At 46.7% G+C, this 15,495-nt stretch carries 15 protein-coding genes; 10 read left to right on the top strand and 5 right to left on the bottom strand.

From position 1 onward, the window contains the following. The 4 genes from ilvM to ilvA are packed head-to-tail and all read left to right on the top strand — an operon-like array spanning position 1 to position 4,688. On the top strand, positions 1 to 285 hold the full coding sequence (gene ilvM / locus L1D37_RS13900) for an acetolactate synthase 2 small subunit (protein WP_017055442.1): 285 nt from the start codon (positions 1 to 3) through the stop codon (positions 283 to 285). A gap of 12 nt (positions 286 to 297) precedes the next feature. Next, positions 298 to 1,266: a branched-chain amino acid transaminase gene (locus tag L1D37_RS13905; protein WP_239848268.1), complete on the top strand. Its 969-nt coding sequence runs from the start codon at positions 298 to 300 to the stop codon at positions 1,264 to 1,266. 32 nt (positions 1,267 to 1,298) lie between these two features. Next, positions 1,299 to 3,140, top strand: coding sequence for a dihydroxy-acid dehydratase (gene ilvD / locus L1D37_RS13910; protein ID WP_017066753.1), 1,842 nt, complete (start codon positions 1,299 to 1,301; stop codon positions 3,138 to 3,140). Between the two features lie 3 nt (positions 3,141 to 3,143). Next, complete coding sequence (gene ilvA / locus L1D37_RS13915; protein ID WP_239848269.1) at positions 3,144 to 4,688, top strand: threonine ammonia-lyase, biosynthetic; 1,545 nt, start codon at positions 3,144 to 3,146, stop codon at positions 4,686 to 4,688. Positions 4,689 to 4,735: 47 nt separating this feature from the next. Here ilvA and L1D37_RS13920 read toward each other — a convergent pair. The 5 genes from L1D37_RS13920 to kefG form a co-directional block, all read right to left on the bottom strand. Further along, a protein-coding gene (locus L1D37_RS13920) for an IS3 family transposase (protein WP_239848270.1) occupies positions 4,736 to 5,940 on the bottom strand; the annotation gives its coding sequence in 2 pieces (ribosomal slippage) (positions 4,736 to 5,553 and positions 5,553 to 5,940; 1,206 coding nt in all). A gap of 119 nt (positions 5,941 to 6,059) precedes the next feature. Then, a complete protein-coding gene (slyD, locus tag L1D37_RS13925; protein ID WP_123284307.1) occupies positions 6,060 to 6,650 on the bottom strand; it encodes a peptidylprolyl isomerase in 591 nt (196 codons plus the stop codon). A 94-nt stretch (positions 6,651 to 6,744) separates the two neighbouring features. Further along, a complete protein-coding gene (locus L1D37_RS13930; RefSeq protein WP_017632113.1) occupies positions 6,745 to 6,945 on the bottom strand; it encodes a YheV family putative zinc ribbon protein in 201 nt (66 codons plus the stop codon). Between the two features lie 138 nt (positions 6,946 to 7,083). Then, a complete protein-coding gene (gene kefB / locus L1D37_RS13935) occupies positions 7,084 to 8,880 on the bottom strand; it encodes a glutathione-regulated potassium-efflux system protein KefB (RefSeq protein ID WP_123297262.1) in 1,797 nt (598 codons plus the stop codon). Continuing rightward, positions 8,867 to 9,451, bottom strand: coding sequence for a glutathione-regulated potassium-efflux system ancillary protein KefG (kefG, locus tag L1D37_RS13940; protein ID WP_017632112.1), 585 nt, complete (start codon positions 9,449 to 9,451; stop codon positions 8,867 to 8,869). The genes kefB and kefG overlap by 14 nt, the downstream gene beginning before the upstream one ends. A gap of 173 nt (positions 9,452 to 9,624) precedes the next feature. Here kefG and L1D37_RS13945 point away from each other — a divergent pair, with 173 nt between their 5' ends. The 6 genes from L1D37_RS13945 to crp all read left to right on the top strand — a co-directional run bounded on the left by L1D37_RS13945 (position 9,625) and on the right by crp (position 15,460). Continuing rightward, on the top strand, positions 9,625 to 11,547 hold the full coding sequence (locus L1D37_RS13945; RefSeq protein WP_239848271.1) for an ABC transporter ATP-binding protein: 1,923 nt from the start codon (positions 9,625 to 9,627) through the stop codon (positions 11,545 to 11,547). Beyond that, positions 11,544 to 12,014 (top strand): TIGR02444 family protein, encoded by a 471-nt coding sequence (locus tag L1D37_RS13950; protein WP_239848272.1) that lies wholly within the window; start codon positions 11,544 to 11,546, stop codon positions 12,012 to 12,014. Before L1D37_RS13945 ends, L1D37_RS13950 begins: the two co-directional genes overlap by 4 nt. Before the next feature lie 294 nt (positions 12,015 to 12,308). Then, the gene (locus L1D37_RS13955) at positions 12,309 to 13,301 is read left to right on the top strand and encodes a hydrolase (protein ID WP_239848273.1); all 993 of its coding nucleotides are present in this window, start codon (positions 12,309 to 12,311) and stop codon (positions 13,299 to 13,301) included. 127 nt (positions 13,302 to 13,428) lie between these two features. Next, on the top strand, positions 13,429 to 13,641 hold the full coding sequence (locus tag L1D37_RS13960; protein ID WP_136974327.1) for a YheU family protein: 213 nt from the start codon (positions 13,429 to 13,431) through the stop codon (positions 13,639 to 13,641). Between the two features lie 77 nt (positions 13,642 to 13,718). Beyond that, positions 13,719 to 14,588, top strand: a complete 870-nt coding sequence (locus L1D37_RS13965) for a phosphoribulokinase (protein ID WP_017632107.1) — start codon at positions 13,719 to 13,721, stop codon at positions 14,586 to 14,588. A gap of 239 nt (positions 14,589 to 14,827) precedes the next feature. Then, positions 14,828 to 15,460 (top strand): cAMP-activated global transcriptional regulator CRP, encoded by a 633-nt coding sequence (gene crp, locus L1D37_RS13970; protein ID WP_004410522.1) that lies wholly within the window; start codon positions 14,828 to 14,830, stop codon positions 15,458 to 15,460. Positions 15,461 to 15,495: the final 35 nt, after the last annotated feature.

Here is a 15,495-nt window from a genome sequence, read left to right on the forward strand (position 1 = left end):
ATGAAAAGATACCTATTAGACATCAAAGCCGATGATAAGCCAGTACTACTAGAGCGTGTTCTTCGTGTTATCCGCCACCGTGGCTTTATTGTTAAGCAAGTTGCGGGCACTCAAAACCACGAAAGCAAAGTGGCAAGTGTTGAGATCATTGTAGACAGTGACCGTCCGATCTCTTTCTTGGTCAATCAAATCGAAAAGCTGTGGGATGTGCGTACCGTTGACGTTATCTCTATCAGTCGTAATGAATTGCCAAACAATAACTTACAACAAAAGATAAACGCATAAGGAACCGCAAACATGACAGCTAAAACGGCAGACTATATTTGGTTTAACGGTGAGATGGTTCCTTGGGCAGAGGCGAACGTTCACGTCCTGACTCACGCAATGCACTACGGTACTTCTGTGTTTGAAGGTGTTCGTTGCTACAACACACCAAAGGGTCCGGTTATTTTCCGTCACCCAGAGCACGCTAAGCGCCTAAAAGACTCAGCAAAAATCTACCGCTTCCCGATTCCTTACACTGAGGAAGAAATTATGGAAGCGACTCGCGAAACGCTACGTAAAAATAAGCTAGAGTCAGCGTACATCCGCCCTCTAGGTTTTGTTGGTAACGTAGGTTTGGGTGTATGCCCTCCAGAAAACACTGAGATGGAACTGATCATCGCTGCTTTCCCTTGGGGCTCTTACCTAGGAGAAGAAGCGCTAGAGAATGGCGTGGACGCGATGATATCAAGCTGGAACCGTGCAGCACCAAACACCATCCCAACCGCTGCTAAAGCCGGTGGTAACTACCTATCTTCACTGCTAGTTGGTGGTGAAGCGCGTCGTCATGGTTACGATGAAGGTATCGCACTAAGTGTTGATGGTTACCTTTCTGAAGGTGCAGGTGAAAACATCTTTGTGGTGCGCAATGGCGTGCTATCCACACCACCTGCGACCAGTGCGATTCTGCCGGGCATCACTCGTGATTCGATCATGACACTAGCAAAAGACATGGGTTATGAGATCCGTGAAGAGAACATTGCTCGTGAAGCGCTGTATCTTGCCGATGAAGTCTTCATGACAGGCACAGCAGCGGAAATCGTTCCGGTTCGCAGCGTAGACAAAATTACAGTAGGTGAAGGCAAACGCGGCCCTATCACTGAAAAAGTTCAAGCGGCTTACTTTGGTTTGTTCAATGGTACCACTGAAGATAAATGGGGCTGGTTAGATTACGTTTATCCAGAAAACCGCACTTCAGCAAACCAAACACAATCAACTAAGTAAGCAACAGCCAAGTATTTATAAGGATTTAAGCAATGCCAATCTATCGTTCAGCAACAACTACCCACGGACGCAACATGGCTGGTGCGCGCGCTTTATGGCGTGCAACTGGCGTTAAAGATGATGACTTCGGTAAGCCAATCATCGCAGTTGTAAACTCTTTCACTCAATTCGTACCAGGCCACGTTCACCTCAAAGATATGGGTCAACTGGTTGCGGGTGAAATCGAGAAAGCGGGCGGTATCGCTAAAGAGTTCAACACCATCGCTGTGGATGATGGAATCGCAATGGGTCACGGCGGCATGCTGTATTCACTGCCATCACGTGAGCTTATCGCAGACTCAGTAGAGTACATGGTGAATGCACACTGTGCGGATGCGATGGTATGTATCTCTAACTGTGACAAAATCACTCCGGGAATGATGATGGCTGCAATGCGCCTAAACATCCCAGTGATCTTTGTATCTGGCGGTCCTATGGAAGCGGGTAAAACCAAGCTTTCCGATCAGATCATCAAGCTAGATCTAGTTGACGCAATGATTCAAGGTGCCGATCCAACGATTTCAGATGAGCAAAGTGAGCAAGTAGAGCGTTCTGCATGTCCAACATGTGGGTCTTGTTCAGGCATGTTCACGGCGAACTCAATGAACTGTCTAACTGAAGCACTTGGCCTATCTCAGCCTGGTAACGGTTCTATGCTAGCAACGCACGCTGACCGTGAAGAGCTATTCATCAATGCTGGTAAGCGTATCGTTGACCTGACCAAGCGTTACTACGAGCAAGATGACGAATCAGCACTGCCTCGTAACATCGCAAACCGCGCAGCATTTGAAAATGCGATGGCGCTGGATATCGCGATGGGCGGTTCTAGTAACACCGTTCTTCACCTATTAGCTTCAGCTCAAGAAGGTGAGATTGATTTTGATATGGGTGATATCGACGAGATGTCTCGCCGCGTTCCACACCTATGTAAGGTTGCACCTTCAACACCTAAATACCATATGGAAGACGTTCACCGCGCTGGTGGTGTAATGGCTATCCTAGGTGAATTAGACCGTGCAGGCTTACTGAACAACCAGACTCGCACAGTACTTGGTCTAAGCATGCAAGAGCAGCTAGCTCAATACGACATAATGCAAACAGAAGACGAAGCGGTGCTTAAGTTCTTCCGTGCTGGCCCTGCGGGCATCCGTACCACCAAAGCATTCTCACAAGATTGCCGTTGGGATCGTCTTGATGACGACCGCAAAGAAGGTTGTATCCGAACCAAAGAGAACGCATTCAGCCAAGAAGGCGGTCTAGCAGTACTTTCGGGTAACATCGCGGTTGATGGTTGTATCGTTAAGACGGCAGGTGTTGATGAAGAGAACCTGAAATTCCAAGGTCCAGCTATCGTATTTGAAAGCCAAGACAGTGCTGTTGATGGCATCTTAGGTGGCAAAGTGAAAGCAGGCGAAGTGGTTGTGATTCGTTACGAAGGCCCTAAAGGTGGTCCGGGCATGCAAGAAATGCTTTACCCAACCACTTACCTAAAATCGATGGGTCTAGGTAAATCTTGTGCACTACTAACAGATGGTCGTTTCTCTGGTGGTACTTCGGGTCTGTCTATCGGTCACGCTTCTCCAGAAGCAGCAAGTGGCGGTGTGATTGGTCTAGTAAATACTGGCGACATCATCACTATCGACATCCCTAGCCGCTCAATCACACTTGATGTGCCTGAAGCCGAGCTAGAAGCGCGTCGTGTTAAGCAAGACGCACTAGGCTGGAAACCAGAAAACCGTCAGCGTGAAGTATCGTTCGCACTGAAAGCTTACGCAAGCATGGCAACCAGTGCCGATAAAGGCGCCGTGCGTGATAAGTCTAAGCTAGAGGGCTAGTCTATGAGCGATGACACGGTCAGTCCCGTAAAACAAACTGGCGCAGATTACCTGCGCCAGATCCTGAGAGCGCCAGTTTACGAAGCGGCAATAGTGACTCCTCTGCAAGAGATGCCTCGCTTAAGTACTCGTATTGGTAATCAGGTTCAGCTAAAGCGAGAAGACCGTCAGCCGGTCCACTCGTTCAAGCTACGTGGTGCCTACAACATGGTATCAAGCCTTTCAGAGCAACAGAAAGCTGCCGGTGTGATTGCTGCATCGGCGGGTAACCACGCTCAAGGTATGGCGCTGTCCGGTTCTAAACTTGGTATTCAAACCACGATTGTGATGCCGAAAACCACACCAGACATCAAGGTTGATGCGGTACGTGGCTTTGGCGGTAACGTGGTTCTGCACGGCAGCAACTTTGATGAAGCTAAGGCAGAGGCTGAACGCCTTTCTGCTGAACACGGCTACACCTTTGTACCTCCATTCGATCACCCATTAGTGATCGCTGGGCAAGGTACCATGGGTATGGAGATGCTTCAGCAGAATGGTCACATGGATTATATCTTTGTGCCTGTCGGTGGTGGTGGCTTAGCTGCGGGTGTTGCTGTACTGGTTAAACAGTTGATGCCAGAAATCAAAGTCATCGCGGTTGAACCAGAAGACTCATCTTGCTTGAAAGCAGCGCTGGATGCCGGTGAACCAGTGGTTCTTGACCAAGTCAGTATGTTTGCCGATGGCGTCGCGGTTAAGCGCATTGGTGAAGAGACATTCCGCTTATGTCAGCAGTACATTGATGGCCACATTGCCGTGTCTAGCGATGAGATCTGCTCGGCGGTGAAAGACATCTTTGAAGATACTCGTGCGATTGCTGAACCTTCGGGAGCGCTTGCTCTGGCTGGCTTGAAAAAGTTTGCTGAGCAGAACCAACTGCAAGGCAAGCAACTGGCGACAGTACTGTCTGGTGCTAACACCAACTTCCACGGTCTGCGCTATGTGTCTGAACGTTGTGAGTTAGGTGAGAAGCGAGAAGGTTTGCTTGCGGTCACTATCCCTGAGCGACAAGGGGCGTTCCTAGAGTTCTGCAATATTATTGGCGGCCGAGCGGTGACAGAGTTTAACTACCGCCACAATGACGAAAGCCTAGCAAATGTCTTCGTTGGTGTACGTCTGCAAGGTGGTCAAGAAGAGCTCGAGCACATCATCAATGACCTGCGAGAGGGCGGCTATCCAGTCGTCGACCTTTCTGATGATGAGATGGCAAAACTGCACATTCGTTACATGATTGGCGGCAAACCATCAAAACCATTGAAAGAGCGACTATACAGCTTTGAGTTTCCGGAATACCCAGGTGCCTTGATTAAGTTCCTTGATACCTTAGGTACCCACTGGAACATCAGCCTGTTCAACTATCGTAACCACGGTGCCGATTATGGTCGCGTATTGTGTGGCTTCGAACTTGGCGATGATGATTTAGCCCAGTTCTCAACACATTTACGGGAGCTTGGTTATCAGTGTAAAGATGAAACCGATAACCCTTCTTACAAGTTCTTCTTGTCGTAAGAGTTAAACCATCTGACCCGTCCTGATATGGGTTGACACTTGATTGACTAAAACGCTCGATGTATTTCATCGGGCGTTTTGTATTTTAGAGCTGTGTGAGGCCTATATTCATTGTAGATTTTTACTGATTCGGCGACCATTTTCTTTGCTTCATCTAAATCATTCGGCTTATTCAACAGATATTCCATCTTCAGTATTCCGTTGATCCTCTCTGCCAACGCATTTTGATAACAGTCATAGCCATCAGTCATTGAGCAAGATACATCATACTGTCGATGTAACTCTTGGTATTCAACAGAGCAGTACTGAACACCTCGATCTGAGTGATGAAYAAGCTCACCTGTATTCTTCCGCTCTTTCAACGCGTTTAAAAAGGCCTGCTTGACCGTGCGAGCTTTCATATCATCACCTATGTGATAGCCCACGATTTTTCTTGAATAAGCGTCCGTCACTAAACTGAGATAAGTACTACCACACCGCGTTGCTAGATAAGTAATATCRGCAACCCATAATTGCTCTGGTCTTTCCGGTATTAAGCCTTCTTTGATTCGATTTGGATGGCAGTAAAARCGATGATTACTGTTTGTGGTTCGATGATAAGCCCTTCGATTCTGCACTAATAATCGATTCATTCTCAGTAGAGAGAATAAGCGGTCTCGCCCGATTTCAATATCGTTCTGAGCAAGTAAATACTTGATCTTACGAGTTCCTATACGAGGGTGCATCATCCTTTGCTCCTTCACAAAACCGAGTACTGATTCATCTTTCTTTGTCTGATGAATTTCYGCAACACAGCGCTTGTAGAAAGCTTGTCGTGTAATACCRATGAAGTGACAAGCTTTAGTGACGGTCAACTTTCTGACCGTTTTTTCCTTAATAACTCGGCCTTGCGCTTCTTTGARATTCGGACWCCGAAATCTCGATCCATGACTTTTACAACCGCTTCAAAGAACTCAGCYTTRAGCTGAGTYTCTTCTAATTGCTGYTCGAGTTCTTTGATTCGTTGCTCTGGGGTTTGAGTTGAGGAAGAGTTTGACATAGTCGCTCCTAACGCTCTCGATTGTTCTATTCCTTTAGACCAATCTAGTTGACCATGTTTGCGAAGCCAAACTAAAACGGTAGAGCGACCTTGGATCCCATAACGCTCTTGAGCCTGCTTATAAGTCATTTCGCCTTTTTCAACTTGGCTTACTACTGCCAATTTAAAGGCAAGAGAATAATCTCGTTGAGTACGTCTACTTGTTGTTTTCATGACACTCTCCAATTTCATGTTGGAAATGTGTCAACCATATTTAGGACGGTACACTAATACGAAAAAAGCCTCCACAAGGGAGGCTTTCAAGATTCTTAATCTAAACCGCTAATTCGGTATTAGTGAGAACCACAGCTACCGCCGCCGCAGCAGCCGTCTTTTTTCTCTTCACCGTGGTCGTGGCCTTCGCCACCACAGCAACCGCCTTCGTGGTCATGATCGTGACCGTGGCTGCCGCAGCCGCCTTCTTGGTGTACGTGACCGTGTTGAACTTCTTCTTCAGTCGCTTCACGAACCGCTACAACTTCAACGTCAAACGTTAGAGTTTGGCCAGCTAGCATGTGGTTACCGTCAACAACAACTTCGTCGCCGTCTACTTCAGTAACTTCTACTGGGATTGGACCTTGGTCAGTATCCGCTAGGAAACGCATACCAACTTCGATTTGTTCAACACCTTGGAATACGTCAGCAGGAACACGTTGAACTAGAGCGTCGTTGTGCTCGCCGTAAGCGTCTTCTGGAGTAACAGTTGCAGAGAACTTGTCACCAGCAACTTTGCCTTCAAGCTCTTTTTCAAGACCTGTAATTAGGTTGTTGTGACCGTGAAGGTAATCTAGTGGAGCTTCTGCAGTTGATTGGTCAACTACTACGCCATCTTCAAGTTTCACTTGATATGCAACACTAACTACTACGTTCTTTTCAATTTTCATGAGAGCTCCAAGGAGGTTTGGACTAAGCTCGAACAGTTGAGCTTAGGAAAAATTCTGTACCGGGATATTATGGGGATCAATTAACGAAACTCAATCATTCTGGCTTAAAAATACCGATCATTTCTTGATTCGCGTGTTCAGATTTCTCTACAGTTTTCGGTTTACGTTGCTCTGTGAAGTCACAATCGACACATTCCACCAGCTCGATATTATTCTCAACCCACCAGCGAAGCGTGTCTTGAGTGTTGCAGCTCGGGCAGCTCGCCCCTGCGATAAAGCGTTTTTTCTGTTTCACGTTAATATCCTTTACTACTCTGGATTCACGGTTCTTCCGTTCTAGCATTATTAAAGACGAAGCAGAGACCGCGTTTATTATTAGATTGGTTCTATAGACTGTTATTTCTATGCTCAAGCTATCCGCTATTTACTCTAGCTACTGCCAATAGTTTCGAGATTGGTGATCGTTTTCCATCTCGTGTCCAAAAATCTCTTCAAGCTCTTTACGAGCCTCTTTCGCTCTTTGGGCTAACTCGGCATCCTCGTTATGCTGAGGAAGCAACTCTTTCAGCATACCATTATCCAACTTCCTAAAGTGTGCTTCTGCTCGCTTCGCTTTATATGGGTGCATGCCAAGCTCGGTCAATGTTTGACGGCCTAAATCGAGAGCCCCAAGGAAGGTTTCACGTGAGTAGTTACTCACACCGTGGTTAAGTAGTTGATACGCTTCAACACGGCTTCGAGCGCGCGCTAAGATCTTTAAGCGCGGGAAATGCTGCTTACACAAATCGACGGTTTTCATGATTTCATCAGGAGAGTCAGTACACAACACGATGGCTTCCGCTTTATCAGCACCTGCGGCACGTAACAGTTCTAGGTGTGTTGAATCACCGTAAAATACCTTGTAGCCGAACTTTCTCAGGATGTGTATTTGGCTGGCATCACTCTCAAGAACGGTGATTCGAATCTTGTTGGCATACATCAAACGACCAATGATCTGACCGAAACGACCAAAGCCAGCAATGATTACTCGAGGGCTGCGATCGACAACATCCGAAGACATCGCGTTCTCACTGATTTGATTCAGTTGACGAGCAAAGAATCGGTCTTGCAACTTGAGCATCAATGGCGTGGTCACCATAGACAAACTCACAACCACCAGTAAGAAAGACACTTGTTCGCCACTTAGGATGCCTTGAGCACTCGCCGCGGTAAAAATAACGAAAGCAAACTCACCGCCTTGGCTGAGAATCATCGCCATTCGGCTACGTGCTTTGGCCTGAGTACCGAAGATACGAGCCAGTGCGTACAGCACTAAGCCTTTCAATACGACCAATGCAGAAACGGCAATCAATATCGCAAATGGACTTTCAGCGAGTAAACCTAAGTTCACCGCCATCCCCACCGAGATAAAGAACAGACCAAGCAGTAATCCTTTGAATGGGTCAATCGCGATTTCAAGCTCGTGTCGATATTCACTTTCTGCCAGAAGTACGCCCGCCAAGAATGTGCCCAATGCCATCGATAAACCGATCTGCTGCATGATCACAGCAATACCAATCACCAATAACAGCGCTGCGACCGTGAACAATTCACGCACGCCACTCATGACTACGTAGCGAAATAGCGGTCTCAACAAGAAATGACCACCGACAAGCAAGCCAATTACTCCGCCTAGCATCCATAACATGTCCGCCCAACTGCCACCGGTATTGCCCGCAAGCAGAGGCAACATCGCCAACATAGGAATAACGGCAATATCTTGGAAAAGTAACACCGCGAAACCAGACTGCCCCGCTTCTTTGCCGCCAAGCTCTCGCTCTTCAATAACCCGTAAGGCGATTGCGGTCGAAGATAGGGCTAAGCCCATACCTATGACCAAGCTCGTTTGCCAAGTTAAGCCGAACATGCAGGCGATGGCGGTAATAATCAGAGTGGTGATCAGCACCTGCGCACCACCCAATCCGAGAATAGGCGCCCGCATCTGCCACAATTTTTTAGGGTTAAGCTCTAAGCCAATCAAGAAGAGCAGCAGTACCACCCCAAATTCGGAGAAGTGCAGAATCGCCTCTACATCACTGATTAAACCAAGCCCCCATGGGCCAATTGCAACACCTGCCAGAAGGTAACCCAATACTGAGCCCAAGCCTGCTCGCTGCGCGATAGGAACCGCGACTACAGCAGCCGCTAGAAATATAACGCTACTTTGCAAAAAATCATTAGTCAGAGCCATCATTCGCTCCTATCTCTTGTAGCGGGTCTCGTAACCAGTTTCGATACGCTTCTGCGTGTTGATAACGCGTCATATCCGAGACATTTCTTGCCCAGTGTAAAACCAATGGTGATATCCAGTTCATCTGACACAAGGCAGCGGTGAGTTCGAATGGTTGCAAGATCTCTTGTAATGGATATTTATTATAGCCTGCGGCACCAAACGCCTCTTCTTTACCACCGGTTGTGATAACGCTACGCCAGTGTTTCCCCTTAAGCGCGCTTTGTTCACCAAACGCAAAACCTTTGCCCAATACGCGGTCAAACCACTCTTTTAATAATGAGGGACAGGAATACATAAACAGAGGGTGTTGAAACACAATCACATCGTACTCGAGAAGTAGTTCATGCTCATAAGGCACATCGATGAAGAAGTCTGGGTAGATGGCGTAGAGATCATGAATTTTGACATGACCGAGCGACTCTATCTTTTTAATCATCATCTGATTGGCAATAGAAGTTTGCGGCTCTGGGTGCGCGTAGATGATCAACACCTTTGGCACGACTTTGTCTGTCGAGGGAGTATTACTCATTCCTTTGAAACATTCCTTTGAGGGCTAAACGGTGGCAAGGCCACAAGAATTTAAGCAAAAGTTATTAATATGTTATTGGCATCATAACGCAAATTGCATTGTGATCGACTTTTATCTGGTTTCAGCCTACTATGCAGGCGTCTGTTCACCTCTAATTTCTATGCTATCTCTATATGATTACTTTCTCTGATATTCAATTGCTACGCGGCGGTAAGCCACTCCTTGACCAAGCATCTGCGACTCTTCACCCTGGCGACAAGATCGGTTTGGTTGGTAAAAACGGCTGTGGTAAATCTACGCTGTTCGCCTTAATCAAGGACGAACTGTCTATTGATGCAGGCTCATTCAGCAAACCAGCGCATTGGGAAATGGCTTGGGTTGCTCAAGAGACACCTGCATTAGAAAGAACAGCAATTGAATACGTGATCGATGGTGACCGTGAATATCGTGGCCTTGAAGATCAACTAGAGGAAGCGGAACAAGCCGACAACGGCACATTGGTCGCAGAGATCCACGGCAAGATCGAAACCATTGGTGGTTACAGCATCAAGGCACGCGCTGCCGAGTTGTTGGATGGCCTAGGCTTTAGCCAAGAACAAATGACATGGAACCTGACTCAGTTCTCTGGTGGTTGGCGTATGCGTTTGAACCTAGCGCAAGCCCTACTGTGTCGCAGTGACTTATTGCTGCTCGATGAGCCGACCAACCACTTGGATTTAGATGCAGTAATGTGGCTAGAGCGTTGGTTACAAACCTACCCGGGCACGCTAGTGCTTATCTCGCACGATAGAGACTTCCTAGACCCTATCGTCAACCGTATCGTGCATGTTGAAAACCAACAGCTTAACGAATACACGGGTAACTACTCATCGTTTGAAACTCAACGAGCGCAAAAGCTGATCCTGCAACAAGCGATGTTCCAGAAGCAGCAGAAACAAATGGCGCACATGCAGAGCTACATTGACCGTTTCCGCTACAAAGCTTCAAAGGCTCGCCAAGCGCAAAGCCGTATTAAAGCACTAGAGAAAATGGAGCAAGTGTTACCCGCTCAGTTTGATAATCCATTCAGCTTTGAGTTTAGAGAGCCAGACGCACTACCAAATCCAATCATGATGATGGACGAGGTATCAGCGGGCTATGACGACAACCTCATTCTAGAAAAGATTCGCCTAAATCTCGTTCCGGGCAGCCGCATTGGTCTGCTTGGTCGAAATGGCGCAGGTAAATCAACGCTGATCAAGCTGCTTTCAGGTGAACTGAAACAGCAAGGCGGTGAACTGAGCTACTCACAAGGCGTTAAGATTGGCTACTTCGCACAGCACCAATTAGAAACCCTGCACCCAGAAGAGACGCCGCTGCAACACATGATGCAGATTGCGCCTAAGCACACAGAACAACAGCTGCGTGATTACCTAGGTAGCTTTGGCTTCCAAGGTGAAAAAGCACTGGATAAAGTGGCGCCATTCTCAGGTGGTGAAAAAGCGCGTTTGGTATTGGCATTGCTGGTATGGCAAAAACCTAACCTATTGCTACTCGATGAACCAACCAACCACTTGGATCTCGACATGCGTCAGGCGCTGACTTTTGCATTGCAGACGTTTGAAGGTGCAATGGTTATCGTATCGCACGACCGTTACCTACTGCGTGCAACCACAGATGACCTGTACCTTGTACACGATCGCCAAGTGGCACCGTTTGATGGTGACCTAAGCGATTACTACAAGTGGCTAACCGAACAACAAAAAGTTGAGCGTAAAGAAGCACAAGCATTGGCACCAGCAAAAGACGGCGCCAACAGTGCAGCAGCGAAAAAAGAGCAGAAACGCAAAGAAGCCGAGTTCAGAAAACTGACTGCGCCACTGCGTAAAAAGCTGACTCAATTTGAAAAGCAGATGGATAAGCTGACGCAAGCTCTTGAAGAAGCCGAGCAAGAATTATCCGACACTTCACTGTATGAAGCTGAAAATAAGGCTAAACTGAACAAAGTACTCGCTCTACAAGCGAGCAGTAAGTCACAGCTAGAAGAAGTTGAAATGGATTGGATGTCCACTCAAGAAGAGCTTGAGCAGATGGAACAGGATATGGATAGCTTATGAACCCAGAGCACGCCCCAATATCACTAACACTGGAACGACTATGGCAATTTAGCCTTCAGTATTACAGTGTGCGCGGTGTAAAGGATGCGTGCTTAGCTTTGCAAAACCAGTTCCATGGCAACGTCAATCTACTGCTGCTTCTCAAATGGCTTGATGAGCAGCAACTCTCCTTTGCGGAAGAAGAGTGGCACAAGGTACAGCAATGCTTAAGCCGCTATGAAACCCTGCTCCATAGTTATCGAGAACTGCGTAAACATCTCAAGGCACACGTTGTAGATTCACTCTACCGTGAAGCCTTACAGTTCGAATTGCAGCTTGAGAAACAACAGCAGTCCGATCTCGTCGATTGTATTAACTCCCTACCATTGCACGCCAATCAGCAATCGCCTCTCGCATTTCAATACTGTCGTTTATTAGGGGCTGAAAACCTCTACGATGCATTTTCTGAACCAGCACCTCAGCCCTAACCTGTTTCCTTTCCCTTTTATTCAATCAAGATCCAAGCTTGTTTGAGAGGTATCGTGATCGATGTTTACAACATATCGGGTACGTACCATTGGTAGAACACTCCACTCATACAGCAAGTAACAAGCCTAACTCCGATATTATTCAATCAGTTACCCATAGCATGTTTTTGTTGCCCGTATCAGTGAAACCCTTGCGCTTATGCCGAGAATCAACCAAGCTCAAATAAAAACGTGGGCGTTCCGCTAAAAGCTCAACACTTTACCAAAGCCCATAAAAGAAGCATGGACTGTTTTATGACAATATTTACCGCAGCAGCTGGTCTATCTAATCCGCACTTACAAACCTTAGTGCCACGATTTATTAGAAAGCAGGCGTTGTTCAATCCGCAATGGCAAACCTTAGAAACACCCGACGGTGATTTTCTCGATCTTGCTTGGAGCGAATCGCCAGATGGCGACAATCCAAATAGTGACGATATAAAGAACAAACCGATATTCGTGCTGTTCCACGGTTTGGAAGGCAGTTTTGAGAGCCCTTATGCCAATGGACTAATGAATGCGTTTGCTAAAGATGGCTGGCTATCGGTGATGATGCACTTTAGAGGCTGCAGCGGTAAACCGAATCGCTTGGCTCGCGCATATCACTCAGGTGAAGTTGAAGACGCTCGCTTCTTCCTAAGGCATCTACACGCTCAGTTTCCCAATAACCCAAAGGTGGCGGTTGGTATCTCCTTGGGCGGAAACATGTTGGCGAACTATTTGGCGGAATACGCAGATGATCCACTGTTGTCTGCAGCAACGATAGTCTCTGCACCTTTTGATTTAGCCTGCTGTTCGAGTCGCATAGAACGTGGCTTCTCGAAGCTCTATAAAAAATACCTACTTGATTCACTCAAATCGAATGCCTTGAAAAAGGTGAAGCTGCTGCAGGAGAAACTCGGCATCACAGCTGAATCCATCAAGAAGATCGACAAACTGTATGAGTTTGATGAACGGATTACTGCGCCCCTGCACGGATTCAAAAACGCGCAAGACTACTACGCACAGTGCTCCGCTCTTCCTAAGCTCAATAAAATCAAACTACCGACACAGATCATTCACGCCAAAGACGATCCTTTCATGACCGATGATGTGATTCCAAAATTCGTCCTACCGGATAACATCGATTATCGCCTGTTTCAGAAAGGCGGCCATGTCGGGTTTATCACAGGTAGTACACTCAAACCACGATTTTGGCTAGAAGAAGCCTTACCTGCGTATTATGAAAGTATCCAAGGTTCAGCATAACGACGAAGCCTTGCTAAATATAAACGCGAAACCTTGATAAGATAGCGCAGCCCAAACGGGGTTGTGCTAAAAACATCACTAGACACACTCATCAACATATCAATGAACATAAAAGAGAGAAGTATTTATGATCATCCCATGGCAAGACATCGCGCCAGAAACACTGGAAAACCTCATCAAAGAATTCGTGCTGCGTGAAGGCACAGACTATGGCGACGTTGAGATCTCACTGCAAAACAAGATTGATCAGGTGAAACATCAATTAGCTTCTGGTGATGTGAGCATCGTGTTTTCAGAACTGCACGAGACCGTTGATATCCAGGTGACAAAACGCTTCTAGGCTGCGCTTAGAAAGGAGCCGTGTTATAGTGGAAAACGATTGCTAACAAGTAAGTTACTCAAACGACAAGGGTTGTCATGTCCGCTAAACATCCAATTATTGCGGTGACGGGTTCATCTGGAGCCGGCACCACCACTACCTCAGAAGCCTTCCGCAAAATGTTCAATATGATGGACGTGAAGGCTGCTTGGGTTGAAGGGGATAGTTTCCACCGATTCACTCGACCAGAAATGGATGTCGAGATCCGCAAGGCGCGCGAGCAAGGTAAGCACATTAGCTACTTTGGTCCACAAGCCAACGACTTTGGTGCATTAGAAGAGTTCTTCCGTCAATACGGGAACGAAGGCACCGGAAAAGTACGTAGTTACCTACACACCTTCGATGAAGCTGTTCCTTACAATCAAATGCCGGGCACCTTCACGCCATGGCAAGATATCCCTGAAAATTCCGATGTGATGTTTTACGAAGGCCTGCACGGCGGTGTGGTTGATGGCGATATTAATGTCTCTCAACACGTCGACCTGCTGATTGGCATGGTACCGATCGTAAACCTAGAATGGATTCAGAAATTCGTTCGTGACACACGCGATCGTGGCCACTCTCGTGAAGCGGTAATGGACTCCATTGTGCGTTCAATGGATGATTACCTTAACTACATTACCCCGCAGTTTTCACGCACACATATCAACTTTCAGCGTGTTCCAACCGTAGATACATCGAACCCACTCAACGCCAAAGGGATTCCAAGTTTAGACGAAAGCTTCGTAGTTATACGTTTGCGTGGCATCAAAAACGTCGATTTCCCTTACCTTTTGGCAATGATTGACGGCTCATTTATGTCTCGTCATAACACGCTAGTGGTGCCAGGGGGCAAGATGAGTTTTGCTATGGAGCTCATTGTAAGGCCAATCCTACAACAACTCATCGAAACCGGAAAAATAGGTTAACAAAACGACATTCTGGTTGATTACTTTTCATACCGTGATCATGTGCACAATTTTGCGTAAAAAATCGTAGCTTGGTCACGATTAAAATCAAGAAATAGTACCTGAAAAAGGATACTATTCTTAAACGAAACACAAGATAGCTTGCAGCGCTCAACGAGTGCTCTTATCCTACAAGTCAATCCAGGCTTAGCTAAAATACGGAAAGCGGCAAGCATACCCTGCAGAGGAAGTGAGATATTATGGTTCTAGGTAAACCTCAAACCGATCCAACATTAGAATGGTTCCTTTCACACTGTCATATTCATAAGTACCCTTCAAAAAGTACTTTGATTCATGCTGGTGAAAAGGCAGAAACCTTGTACTACATCGTTAAAGGTTCTGTGGCAGTTCTTATCAAAGACGAAGAAGGTAAGGAAATGATTCTTTCTTACCTAAACCAAGGCGACTTCATCGGTGAGCTAGGCTTGTTCGAAGAAGACCAAGAGCGTACTGCTTGGGTTCGTGCTAAATCTCCTTGTGAAGTAGCTGAAATTTCTTTCAAGAAATTCCGTCAACTTATCCAAGTGAACCCAGACATCCTGATGCGTCTTTCAGCGCAAATGGCAAGCCGCCTACAAGTAACTAGCCAAAAGGTTGGTGACTTAGCGTTCCTTGACGTAACAGGTCGTATCGCTCAAACGCTACTAAACCTAGCGAAACAGCCAGATGCAATGACTCACCCTGACGGCATGCAAATCAAGATCACTCGTCAAGAGATTGGCCAGATCGTTGGTTGTTCTCGTGAGACAGTAGGTCGTATCTTGAAGATGCTAGAAGAGCAGAACCTAATTTCTGCACATGGTAAAACTATCGTGGTATACGGCACTCGTTAATCTCGATTAACTGAGCCAAAAATTTGAAAGCCACC

The organism is Vibrio sp. Isolate33, from assembly GCF_022397895.1.
Lineage (GTDB): Bacteria > Pseudomonadota > Gammaproteobacteria > Enterobacterales > Vibrionaceae > Vibrio > Vibrio pomeroyi.